The sequence below is a fragment of the Paenisporosarcina indica genome, assembly GCF_001939075.1.
In the GTDB taxonomy this organism is placed as follows: Bacteria; Bacillota; Bacilli; order Bacillales_A; family Planococcaceae; genus Paenisporosarcina; species Paenisporosarcina indica.
This window is the reverse complement of the sequence record NZ_MPTA01000002.1, coordinates 212098-224574: the sequence shown is the minus strand read 5'-3', so window position 1 is coordinate 224574 and position 12477 is coordinate 212098. Positions and strand designations below refer to the sequence as shown.

General features: G+C 41.8%; 13 protein-coding genes. 9 read left to right on the top strand and 4 right to left on the bottom strand.

Annotated features, from left to right (window positions below; translation table 11 throughout):
- Positions 1-37: 37 nt before the first annotated feature.
- The gene (locus GY23_RS06545) at positions 38-670 is read right to left on the bottom strand and encodes an RsfA family transcriptional regulator (RefSeq protein ID WP_075618424.1); all 633 of its coding nucleotides are present in this window, start codon (positions 668-670) and stop codon (positions 38-40) included.
- A 164-nt stretch (positions 671-834) separates the two neighbouring features.
- Between GY23_RS06545 and GY23_RS06540 the strand changes: the two genes are divergently transcribed.
- From GY23_RS06540 to GY23_RS06525, 4 genes are all read left to right on the top strand, one after another.
- Complete coding sequence (locus GY23_RS06540) at positions 835-1059, top strand: YuzB family protein (RefSeq protein ID WP_075618423.1); 225 nt, start codon at positions 835-837, stop codon at positions 1057-1059.
- Between the two features lie 159 nt (positions 1060-1218).
- Positions 1219-2529, top strand: a complete 1311-nt coding sequence (locus GY23_RS06535; protein ID WP_075618422.1) for an HD domain-containing protein — start codon at positions 1219-1221, stop codon at positions 2527-2529.
- 11 nt (positions 2530-2540) lie between these two features.
- Complete coding sequence (locus tag GY23_RS06530) at positions 2541-3047, top strand: YwgA family protein (protein WP_075618421.1); 507 nt, start codon at positions 2541-2543, stop codon at positions 3045-3047.
- Complete coding sequence (locus GY23_RS06525; RefSeq protein WP_075618420.1) at positions 3032-3277, top strand: hypothetical protein; 246 nt, start codon at positions 3032-3034, stop codon at positions 3275-3277. Before GY23_RS06530 ends, GY23_RS06525 begins: the two co-directional genes overlap by 16 nt.
- A gap of 4 nt (positions 3278-3281) precedes the next feature.
- Here GY23_RS06525 and GY23_RS06520 read toward each other — a convergent pair whose 3' ends face one another.
- A complete protein-coding gene (locus tag GY23_RS06520; RefSeq protein ID WP_075618419.1) occupies positions 3282-3467 on the bottom strand; it encodes a 2-hydroxymuconate tautomerase in 186 nt (61 codons plus the stop codon).
- A gap of 66 nt (positions 3468-3533) precedes the next feature.
- Here GY23_RS06520 and GY23_RS06515 point away from each other — a divergent pair, with 66 nt between their 5' ends.
- A complete protein-coding gene (locus GY23_RS06515; protein ID WP_075618418.1) occupies positions 3534-4049 on the top strand; it encodes a YwhD family protein in 516 nt (171 codons plus the stop codon).
- Positions 4050-4566: 517 nt separating this feature from the next.
- On the opposite strand, the gene GY23_RS06510 is transcribed toward GY23_RS06515, so the two are convergent.
- Positions 4567-6666: a transglycosylase domain-containing protein gene (locus GY23_RS06510; protein WP_075618417.1), complete on the bottom strand. Its 2100-nt coding sequence runs from the start codon at positions 6664-6666 to the stop codon at positions 4567-4569.
- 410 nt (positions 6667-7076) lie between these two features.
- Between GY23_RS06510 and speE the strand changes: the two genes are divergently transcribed.
- On the top strand, positions 7077-7910 hold the full coding sequence (speE, locus tag GY23_RS06505) for a spermidine synthase (protein WP_075618416.1): 834 nt from the start codon (positions 7077-7079) through the stop codon (positions 7908-7910).
- A gap of 3 nt (positions 7911-7913) precedes the next feature.
- A complete protein-coding gene (gene speB, locus GY23_RS06500) occupies positions 7914-8786 on the top strand; it encodes an agmatinase (protein ID WP_075618415.1) in 873 nt (290 codons plus the stop codon).
- 294 nt (positions 8787-9080) lie between these two features.
- On the opposite strand, the gene GY23_RS06495 is transcribed toward speB, so the two are convergent.
- Positions 9081-10172: a diguanylate cyclase gene (locus GY23_RS06495; RefSeq protein ID WP_075618414.1), complete on the bottom strand. Its 1092-nt coding sequence runs from the start codon at positions 10170-10172 to the stop codon at positions 9081-9083.
- Between the two features lie 201 nt (positions 10173-10373).
- Between GY23_RS06495 and GY23_RS06490 the strand changes: the two genes are divergently transcribed.
- On the top strand, positions 10374-10802 hold the full coding sequence (locus tag GY23_RS06490) for a YwiB family protein (protein WP_075618413.1): 429 nt from the start codon (positions 10374-10376) through the stop codon (positions 10800-10802).
- Positions 10799-12466: an arginine--tRNA ligase gene (argS, locus tag GY23_RS06485; RefSeq protein ID WP_075618412.1), complete on the top strand. Its 1668-nt coding sequence runs from the start codon at positions 10799-10801 to the stop codon at positions 12464-12466. Before GY23_RS06490 ends, argS begins: the two co-directional genes overlap by 4 nt.
- The last annotated feature ends 11 nt before the right edge of the window (positions 12467-12477 follow it).

Here is a 12477-nt window from a genome sequence, read left to right as displayed (position 1 = left end):
GAGGCGAAAGCCCTCTACCCAAAACAAAAACCACCAATTAACTAATTGGTGGCTCTTTTGCTACTAGATTGCCGTTACGTTCCATTTGGAAGACTGGTGAAATATTATCTGCATCGTCATTCAACGTTACGAGACGGCGGGCACGGTTCATGATATGAACAAATTGCTCGTAATCTTCACGAATAGTGGAGTTTTCTTTTTCAAGTCGGGCAATATCACGTTCCAGTTGCTTTGTTTTTTCTTGAGCATGGGACAGAAGTGTACGCCAGCGATGCGATTCTCCTTCACCCGTGCCAGTTTGTTGCAAGCGTAATAAGTAAGCAATGACGACATCTAGGGACAGTGCAGAAAGTGGGATTTGGACGCGTTCTTGAGGTTCTTCTTCGCTTCCTACGAGAAACAGAGATTGTCCACGGCGGCGATATTCCTTACCAAGTACACGTAGTTTTTGTTTGCGATCTTTTTTCGCATCTTTTAAGTCTTTCTCGTATTCTCTCCTTACAACAGCGTTCCAACGAAATCCACAAGCAGCGGCCGTGCGGTTCAGTGCATCGCCTGCTTCTTCAAAGGCATTTAGTTGCGTACTTCCTTCTCTAACGTGTCGGAGCACGGTTTCAGCTAGCAATTCATCGTTTTCATCTAACCAGGCATCTTGTCGTATCTTTACCATAGAGACCCTCCTCAATTGTTAATAGTTTCTGTGTTCTACTTCAAGCATGTACAAGATTCGCAGGTTTTATTCATGAAAACATTTTGATTTGCTTGAATCAGAGAGGAAATATACGATACAATGACCAATAGACTTTGAATGAAAAAAAGAAAGGTTGTTGGCAAATGGCAAACGAATTTCGAGTTTGCGATGATTGTCAGGCCGTGAACTTAAAAACCTTAATTCCTAAGTTATCAGAAATAGACCCGAACGCTTCGGTAGATATCGCGTGTCAGTCGTACTGTGGTCCTGGACGAAAAAAAACGTTCGCATTTGTGAACAACCGCCCCGTTGCTGCACTTACTGAAGAAGAATTAATGGTGAAAGTACGTGCCAAACTAAAGGGATAATCTCGTGAATAAACCGATTTACTATAGATAGTCATTCTTTCGCCACCTTAGATCAAGGCGGCTTTTTCTTTAGGCTTACAGGATTGTAGATTACGAAGGCATTGTGACGTTGTCGCGACTTTAGTCTTCGAAAAATAAGACTGACGAGGAGGTGTTCATGTGAGTTATGCTACACAAAAGCTGGCAGAAGAAAAGGTTTTTAAAGACCCGGTCCACCGCTACATACACGTACGTGACCAAGTGATTTGGGATTTAATCGGAGCACGTGAATTCCAACGTTTACGTAGAATTAAACAACTTGGCACTACTTACCTCGTATTCCATGGCGCTGAACATAGTAGGTTCAATCATTCTCTCGGCGTTTACGAAGTAGTAAGACGCATCATCGATGACATTTTCAAAGGTCGTCCGGAGTGGGATGAGTCGGAGCGACTCCTCGTTCTGTGTGCCGCACTTCTTCATGATCTCGGGCATGGACCGTTTTCACATGCGTTTGAACATGTATTTGATCTCGATCATGAAAAATACACACAGGCCATTTTGCTTGGTGAAACTGAAGTAAATGCCATTTTAAAACGGGTTGATCCAGAATTCCCGCAACATGTGTCCGATGTTATCGCCAAAACGTACGGCAATAAACTGGCGGTAAGCTTAATTTCCAGTCAAATCGATGCCGATCGCATGGATTATTTGCAACGCGATGCGTATTTCACAGGCGTGAGCTACGGCCATTTTGATATGGAACGAATTTTACGCGTGATGCGTCCTCGGGAAGATCAAGTCGTGATTAAGAAAAGCGGCATGCACGCGGTGGAAGATTACATTATGAGTCGTTATCAAATGTACTGGCAAGTGTATTTCCATCCGGTGTCGCGAAGTGCGGAAGTGATTTTGACGAAAGCCCTACATCGTGCAAAAGAATTGAGTTCCACGGGTTATCAATTTACCTACGAACCACGCCATTTTAAGAAATTTTTCGATTCTACTTTTTCATTAGCGGATTATCTGGCACTGGATGAGGGAATTGTCATGACATATTTCCAAGAGTGGGTACACGAAAAGGATGAAATTCTCGCTGATTTATGTGATCGGTTTGTTAATCGACGCTTATTTCAATACATAGAATTTGATCCGGCGAAGGATTATCGAAAACTGACAGAACTCGAACAGCTTTTTAAAAAAGCGGGCATCAACCCAAAATATTATTTAGTATTTGATTCGTCATCCGATTTGCCATATGATTTCTATCGTCCTGGGGAAGAAGGCGAACGTGTGCCAATCCATTTGTTAATGCCCAATAACGAGTTGAGTGAGTTGTCGCGATCATCAGATATCGTGGAGGCCATTACTGGTAAACGCAGAACCAATCACAAATTATATTTCCCTGAAGATTTACTGACACAAGACGGGAAGAAGAAAATGCTTAAAAAACAAATCATGGCGTTATTAATAGGGAAATCCAAAACTTGAGGTGAAACAACTTGTTAGAGGAACATGCGAAAATCGTGCAGTTTATCACACTTGCTGGTGAAGTGACAGGACGCAAAAAGCTACAAAAGATGGTGTACATTGCCAAGAAAATGAACTTTCCATTCCAAGAAAAATATCAATTCCATATTTATGGACCCTATTCGGAAGAGCTCACACTACGGATAGAGGAATTGTGCAATATGGCATTCTTATCGGAGAAAATGGAGGACAAGGGTTCCTATGTGCAATATACATATGCCTGCACAGACGAGGGACAACAATTCTTATCCACAATCGATAGCAATTATCCAAGACTCGATCAGTGTATTAATCGTTTAAACGACAAAAGTTCACGCTTTCTCGAAATGGTCTCAACATTGTTGTATTTCGATACGTTAGGTCGAGAAGCACAAATTGAAAAGTTGCATGTGGTAAAAGGAAAATTGAACTTCTCTGACAAGGAAGTAGAGGATGCTTTTATTTTTATAGAGGAGCTACAAAGTTGTGTGACTGTGTAGAAGGTCCCGCGAGAGTTGGGATCGCTGATTTGAGGGGCAATTGTGTATCTGAATCGAAGCAAGCACTACCGCAGGCGTTTAACATCCAAAGAACTACTCTCACGGGATCAGACACAGCCACAAATTGGGGAACATTTGTGTTTGCATCTGCCACCGTTTATGGTGTTTTAAGAGCGATTGGTCTCCATTTGAAAGAGACAGTCGGCGAGCCAACTGTCTCTTTCAAATAATTCATTATTTATCGCTAAATAGCTTACCTGCTACGGCGTAGTGGTTTTTTGGCATGTCTTCGATGAAAACTACTACGTTTTCAACAGGGGCACCAGTTGTTTCTGAGACTGCAGCAGTCACTTTTTCAACAAGTGCACGTTTTTGATCTTCCGTGCGGCCTTCTAGCATTTTTACTGTTACGTATGGCATAAGAATCCTCCTCTTTCACAAAAATTAGTATATTCGTTATAATAACAGAACGGAGGGGATTTACGTATGAATAATGAAGAAAAACCAAAACAAAAACTTGGATTTACCATCATAAAAAATGACCCGACAGATGGTCATGGTGGATTCGGCATAGGTTCATTAACTCTTGAACATGTATCCCCAGTCATAATTGACGTGGAAGAAAAGACCGCAAAAGTTGAAATTGGTGCCATGCATGCGCGCAGTGACACAGAACGTGGAATAAAATTCACAACGAATCGTGAAGACTCTGAAGGCGGCAAATTATTTTGGCTAGTTTGGGTAACCATCGATTATAAAAAAGACGGACCTTACTATGCTGGGGTAACGGCATGTGAAATGGTCATCAATCGTGAAAAGCGCCGGGGCTTCAAAATTCTGGCTGACCATGTCAATCGCATGGACAAATCAATGAAAAGACACATTATCGTTGACCATATGGATGACTCATCCAAAGAAACTTTGCGTGACTTCTTGCAATCACACAACCCGGAAATGTGGGCACGTAGTCAAGAATCACTGCATACAAAATTAAACTCCTAATAATTTACAAACAGTTGTACAAAATGTGACATTTTTCTACATGTATCAACAATGGTTGAAACTGTTAAAGAAAGCAAGTACACTTAAAATTAGCTTGCAAAAGGTAAGCTAGGACAATTGGAAAAGCGTCTGTACATGAGCGCCGTGCGACATTTGTGTCAAACCCAAGCCAAATGCCCCATGTTTCTCATGTCTGCGCCAACCAAGAAAAAAGCTTTCTGTTCCATCGGACAAACTCCGAGGAAGAGAAAGCTTTTTTTGATTTTAACCGATACTGGAAGTTTAAATGTCCACTTTGGTGAGGTGCTGTGGCGTGTGGAATTTTGATTTTTACCCGTTCGCGAGATGTATCTATCCGTTCATGATCACTTTTTACCCGTTCACACATGTTTTCTACCCGCACACCCAATTTTCTCCATAAAAACACCCCTCAAAACGAAGTGTGAGGGGGCAAATTGGTTTGTTTTTCGCTGCGCTGCTGTAGGAAATTTGGAAACTCTTGAATGAAACTTTCCTGCTAATTCCTGAAAAATGAGAATGGGAACAATGACCATGGATCATCGCCATCCATTTCAGTAATGCCTTCTTCAGAATCCTTCACATCTTCTAACAATTGTTTTTGCAATTTAGAGTCCGTACATAATTTTCTTGGAATGTCTTCTTTCTTTACATAAATCAATCGTTGTTTTGTACAAGAATCCACGGCTATTCCACCAGTTTCGATGTCCACAATGACACCGTTCACTCCTTTAGGGGGAAGAAATGGCTCAGCTGCCATGCCTTGATGGACTTTTTCCATAAAATCAATCCATATATTTTTGGTTGTTTGTTTATCTTCAGCTAACTGAAGCTGCGTACCACTGTCGTAACCATTCCACACGCCCGCTGTTAAAGTAGGTGTGTAACCAATGATTACTTGATCAGAGACGGTTGTTCCCGATTTTGCTGCATACGGTCTTGTTTGTTTCCCGCGAATAGACAAGCCCGTCGCTGGAGAATAGTCATTAAAAACGGGGTCAAACATACCGGTCATTAAATGAGTCAGAATGAACGCATCATCCGCTTCCATTACACGGTTATCATCTTCACGTTCATTGGGGGCTACTTCAAAAACGACTTTCCCATGACTATCTTTAATGGATAGGACTGTTTTTACTTGTTGATCGAGTCCACCACTTGCGATTTTGTTGAAAGCACCCGTTAAATCGATTAAGGTCACTTCAGCTGCCCCAAGTGCCATTGAGGGAGTGTTTTTAATCGTCGCTTCCACGCCCAACCGCTCTAAAATCGATTGGAAAGGTTTATAGCCGACCTTTTCCAATGTTTTCACGGCATAAATATTATCTGAGATTGCCAGTGCTTGTGCTAATGAAATGGGATGATTTGCGAACTTGCCATTAACATTTTTCGGTTCATATTTCGATCGACCATCGTCGTAAGTGAAAATCGTGCGCTCACTTTCTAAGAAGGTCATGGGAGAAAACCCTTTTTCAAGAGCAGCCGCATATAACAAAGGTTTGATGGTCGAGCCGGGTTGCCGTTTTGCTTGTGTAACACGATTAAACGGACTAGCTTTATAATTACGACCTCCAACCAAGGCAGTCACGTATCCCGTCTTCGGTTCAATGCTGATAAACCCAACTTCTAACTCATTATTTGGCAACCACTCAGCCACAACCTCTTCAGCCACTTTTTGATGATTTGTGTTAAGGGTCGTTTCGATTGTCCAGCCGCCTTCTGCAATAGCCCGACCTTTTGAGGCTAGAATACGTTCCGCTTCCTGCCAAGCTTCGTCCAAGAAGTAAGGAGCCACACTTTTCGTCTCTTTCCATTCTTCATTTTTCAAGCCGATTTTCTCATCACGTGCACGGGTCACGGCCTCGCCTGTCACCATGTCTTGCGATTCCATTAATGTAAGAACGATATTTTGACGATTGTAAGCATTTTTTTCATTGATTAGTGGCGAATAATAACTAGGTCCTTTTGGAACGGATATAAGGAGGGCGGATTCAGCAAGTGTCAAATCCTTGCTCGACTTGCCAAAATAAAAGCGACTAGCCGCTTCCACTCCGTACATGCCATGGCCAAAGTAAACGGTATTCAAATAACCTTCCAACAGTTCATCTTTTTCATAAAAGGTTTCCATACGATACGTATACAACGCTTCCTTCGCTTTACGCGTCCAGGTTTTATCATGCGTTAAAAATAAGTTGCGTGCATACTGCTGTGTAATCGTGCTGGCGCCTTCCACTTTTTTCATGGCTTTGACGTCTTTCATTAAAGCTGTTGCAATACGGGTATAGTCAAAACCATGATGATCATAAAATTCCTGATCCTCCACGGCTAGAATGGCGTCACTAATAAAAGGGGACATGTCTTCAAGTTTCACCCAGTATCGTCGCTGCTCGGCAAAACGATCGCCAATTGAATGACCATTTTGATCTAAAAAGACAGTGGCATTTGCTACGGCAAGTGATGGTGGACCGAGAATTTGAGCATAAATGCGTAATCCCAGAAGCACGGTGCAAAGTGCACTTACTGAAACAACCGACCACCAAACAACGGATCGCAGCTTTTGTCGCTTTCGTTTTTGAAGTTGTACTTCCGATCGTCCCAATTTGCCATCACTCCGTTGATTTATTCTTTTAAGAAAATAAGATTGTCGTATGTTTTCTTTTCTGTCAGCCTGAAAATTGATCAGTTCCGTCCGAAAGTTGATCAAATTATTTCTTAATGTCGAGCTAGAGTGGCGCTTTCCGCTTTTGTTTTAGTATGGGAAGTTCGAGGTATACTTAAACGTAAGAATTAGTGAAATATAAACGACACAATAAAGGCATAAAAAATGATTTATACTAAAGAATAAGAGGTGGAAAGAAAATTTAACGACAGTGTAAAGAAAAAATACTTGCACTTTCGCTAAAAACATCTATAATTTTCCTGTATTTGTTTTTCGGCAGACCGCGTTCACTTTTCGCTACATGCCGGGAACGGATCCACTAACCTCGTAAGTAAAGGAGATTAAAAACTATGGCTGGATTTTGGTTTACAGAAAAACAAACCGAGAATTTTGGCATTACGATGAAGGTGAACCGTACCTTGCATACAGAGCAAACTGATTTTCAATTGCTCGAAATGGCGGAAACGGCTGAATGGGGCAATATGCTATTCCTGGACGGCATGGTAATGACTTCGGAAAAAGACGAATTCGTATACCATGAAATGGTGGCACACGTGCCTTTATTCACACATCCAAACCCTGAAAACGTATTAGTTGTCGGCGGCGGAGACGGTGGCGTTATTCGTGAAATCATGAAACACCCACAAGTGAAAAAAGCGACACTTGTAGACATCGATGGCAAAGTAATCGAGTACTCAAAAAAATATTTACCAAGCATTGCTTCAGAATTAGAAAACCCACGTGTTGACGTACAAGTAGGAGACGGATTCATGCATATTGCTGAATCTGAAAACAAATATGATGTCATCATGGTAGACTCAACAGAACCTGTAGGACCAGCAGTGAACTTATTCACAAAAGGTTTCTATGCAGGAATTTCGAAAGCATTAAAAGAAGACGGGATCTTTGTTGCACAGTCGGACAACCCTTGGTTCACACCAGATTTAATCAAGCAAGTTCAAAAAGACGTGAAAGAAATTTTCCCAATCACTCGTTTATATACGGCAAACATTCCTACGTACCCAAGTGGTCTATGGTGCTTTACAGTAGGTTCGAAAAAATATGATCCTCTTGAAGTAGAAGACTCACGTTTCCACGACATCGACACGAAGTACTACACGAAAGAATTGCACAAAGCGGCATTCGTGTTACCGAAGTTCGTGAAAGATTTAGCGGGGGAGTAATCAATGAGATTTGATGAAGCGTATTCAGGCAATGTCTTTATTAAAAGTCATCCAATCTACGATGAAGCACAAGCGGTGATCTACGGCATGCCGATGGACTGGACAGTTTCTTACCGTCCCGGCTCTCGTTTTGGCCCTCAGCGAATTCGTGAAGTGTCAATTGGTCTTGAAGAATACAGCCCGTATTTGGACCGTGACCTTGAAGAAGTAAAATACTTTGATGCAGGAGACATCCCGTTACCATTCGGTAATCCGCAAAGAAGTTTAGACGAAATTGAAAAGTTTGTTACTCAGTTATTAGCTGACGGAAAAGTTCCAGTTGGGATGGGTGGCGAACATTTAGTGTCGTGGCCAGTAATGAAAGCAGTTGCGGAGAAATATCCGGATCTTGCGATCATCCACATGGACGCACACACCGATTTACGCGAATCGTACGAAGGGGAAGCTCTTTCTCACTCGACTCCGATTCGTAAAATTGCCAATCACATCGGACCTAAAAACGTCTATTCATTCGGGATCCGTTCTGGAATGAAAGAAGAGTTTGTATGGGCAAAAGAAAACGGCATGCACATCTCGAAATTCGAAGTGCTTGAGCCGTTAAAAGGAGTTTTACCAACACTAGCAGGTCGTCCTGTTTATGTAACGATCGATATCGATGTTCTTGACCCAGCACACGCGCCTGGTACAGGTACAGTGGACGCAGGCGGGATTACATCTCGTGAGTTACTGGCATCGATTCATGCAATCGCAGGATCAGACGTCAACGTTGTCGGCTTCGACCTAGTGGAAGTAGCCCCAATCTATGATTCATCTGAACAAACAGCAAACACAGCAAGCAAGCTCATTCGTGAAATGCTTCTTGGCTGGGTGAAATAAGTAGGTAACGATCAAGAGGGATGGGAGAGGTGACAATGTCACTTCTTCCATCCCTTTTTTCTTATAGCATCCTGTTGGGAAACGAGAGAATAGATCCTTCGTTTATGGAAAAATCGTCCGAAGAAGAAATTTCGACCTCCAACAATCGAACTTTTTAGCCTTCACGTGTGAAAAAATGCAATTGACGTCTGAAAAAAATGGCTTGACGTCTGAAAACTAGAAGGTGACGTCTGAAAACTAAAAGGGGACGTCTGAAAAAATCAAAAAGCGTGATGCGACTCACGAATGAGGGCATCACGCTTTTTGATTATTATAATGAACGACACGGTTGCGACCAGTTGCTTTTGCTTCTAACAACGCCATATCCGCGGCATTATACAAATCATGTATGGTCAACCCATTATCAGGATACGAACTGACACCAGCAGAAACCGTAATGGACACATCTAGATCACCACTTACTCTAACTGGCGATCGAGCCACACTGGATCGAATACGTTCACCTAAATCTATTCCCATGGCAGGAGGCGAGTTGGGTAATAGCACGACAAATTCTTCTCCGCCATTACGTGTCACATAGCCATCTTCTATAGATACAAGACTCTTTAAACGTAAACCCAACTCTTTCAAAATTTCATCCCCAACCTGATGACCGTATCTTTCATTTACTTTTTTAAATTGATCAATATCAATTGAAATCATACTGAAAGGCTGCGTCGAATCGGTAATAAATGTTTCCGTCAACTGATGAAACTTCCGATTATTGAACAGACCTGTCAAATAATCGGTTTCCGATAACAATTCAGTATGGCGGATTTTCTTGAAATGCTCGGTTAACTCCATTAAGATAAATAACACTGTGTAGAACGAAAAAATAGCAAATAAAACAAAGTAAACAACTTGTATATAATTAATTACAGAGTTATAAATAACTACGCCAAATATCAATGCACATTGAGCGGTGGCGTAGTAAAAGTATCTGTGTGCATTCTTTAAGGTCATCGGATGCCTAAAACCAAAAGCACCAAGCACAATTCCTATAACAATGATATTCACGCCAGCTAGTATGTCATTCGCTGTTAAGACATCAGGCATTAATATACGAGAGATGCCAATGAGGAGTCCACTAATCACTGGGGCAATCGGACCACCAAGGATTCCTGCAAAAACAACAATTACATGTTTGGCATCTACAAAAATCGTATCCGTTACATGGACTGCCGATTCCATTAACATAAAGCCAGCGAAACCGGCCATTATACCAATGAGGTATGGATGTGCCTTCTGGAAAGGAAAACTAGAACGGACAGAATCTTGAAAAGGCCAATAAGATAAGACAGCAAAGGTGAATAATATACAAAAATTAATGAGCAATTCGAAGATCATGACTTTTTACCTCCAAGTCAAAATTCTAGCGTTAGTATAACATACCTATATTCATGGTAGAAGGGATATTTTCCCAAGAACAACTCTTCTTGGGCTTATTAACGAACTGATTGAAATGACAGGGCAACATGACATATAATAAAAAGGTTAAACATCGAAAAGCATAAAAACATACATAAGAAGGAAGCGGGTGGACTTGTCGTGCAAAGCCAAGTAAAAGTGAAAATGAAAACGACCATCCGGCAACCGAATGAAGAACCGGAAGTTTATGAATTGTGGTCAACAGGCTCATTAATTAAAAAAGGTGATCACGCCTATTTGAAATATGAAGAAGTACAAGGACAAGAAGATAAAAATATTAAAACAACGGTTAAAATGGGGAAAAACGAAGCACTTGTGTTACGTAGTGGCGGTCTCAATATGCGACTACCGTTTCGATTGAACGCAACGCAAAATGGGAGTTACGAAAGTGAATACGGCACCCTCATGGTAACGACCTCAACACAGCACATGGCTTATGAAAAAAACGAGCACGATGGAAGATTTGTCGTTCAATATGATTTAAATGTTAGCGGCGAACCTGTCGGCGAATACACACTTGAATTTCATTACACGGAGGGATCACAATGAACGCAGTAGAACAGGTTCAACAATCCATTAAAGAAGCGTTAAAAGAAGCGATTTTGAAAGCGGAGATAACCGATGTAGAAGGCATACCTGCCATTCAGCTAGATTCTCCTCGAGATAAAGCGAACGGGGATTATGCAACAAACATTGCAATGCAACTGACAAAAATTGCGAAAAAACCACCACGTGCAATCGCAGAAGCAATCTTAGAAAACCTTGACACAACTGGTACAGTCATTGAAAAAATCGACATTGCAGGTCCTGGATTTATCAATATTACGATTCGAAAAGATTACTTGGCCGACGTCGTCGTAGCAGTGTTAGACCAAGGTACTGATTACGGCCGTTCAAAATCGGGGGCTGACGAAAAAATTCAAGTCGAGTTTGTATCAGCAAACCCAACTGGAGACTTACATTTAGGGCATGCACGTGGAGCCTCTGTAGGCGATTCTTTATGTAATGTTCTGGATTTTGCAGGCTACGACGTGTCTCGCGAATATTATATTAACGATGCTGGAAATCAAATCAACAACTTAGCACGTTCATTGGAAGCTCGTTATGTGCAAGCGTTAGGCCAAGAAGTAGAAATGCCTGAAGATGGCTATCATGGGCAAGACATTAAAGATATCGCCCAAGTGATGGTAAATGAACATGGCGACGCGTTACTTCAAAAAACGGCTGAAGAACGTTTTGCATTTTTCCGTGCACATGGACTGAAAGTGGAGTTAGCGAAACTACAACAAGATTTAGCTGATTTCCGCGTAAGTTTTGATGAGTGGTATTCAGAAACATCATTATATGAAAACGGTAAAATCACGATAGCACTTGATAAATTACGTACCAATGGCCATGTTTATGAAGAAGATGGTGCCACTTGGTTCCGTTCCACTACATTTGGGGATGACAAAAATCGCGTCTTGATTAAAAATGATGGATCATACACTTACTTATCACCAGACATCGCGTACCACGAAGATAAAATTAATCGTGGGTTTGGAAAACTGATCAACATTTGGGGTGCCGATCACCACGGCTACATTCCACGTATGAAAGCAGCGATCCAAGCACTTGGTTACGACAAAGACACCCTTGAAGTAAACATCATTCAAATGGTTCAACTTTATAAAGACGGGGAAAAAATGAAGATGAGTAAACGCACAGGGAAAGCCGTGACAATGCGCGAACTAGTGGAAGAAGTGGGCTTGGATGCCGTTCGTTATTTCTTCGCCATGCGTTCAGGCGATTCACATATGGACTTCGATTTAGATTTAGCCGTATCACAATCAAACGAAAACCCAGTGTATTACGCACAATACGCACATGCACGCATTAGCTCAATCTTACGTTCAGCAGAAGAACAAGGATTCACTGTGTCAGTTGACCAACTAAACCTATTACAAGCAGAAAAAGAAATCGACGTCCTGAAAAAGATGGGTGACTTCCCACAAATCGTGGCGGAAGCAGCCAAAAACCGCTCACCACACCGCGTCGCTACCTATATCCAAGAACTAGCGGCAACGTTCCATAGTTTCTACAACGCTGAAAAAGTGCTAGACGCATCAAACGAAGACAAGACGCGTGCACGCCTTGCGCTCATCACAGCGGTCCGCACAACCATTGCTAACGCACTTCGATTGATTGGGGTAAGTGCACCGGAGAAAATGTAATAAATAAGAAC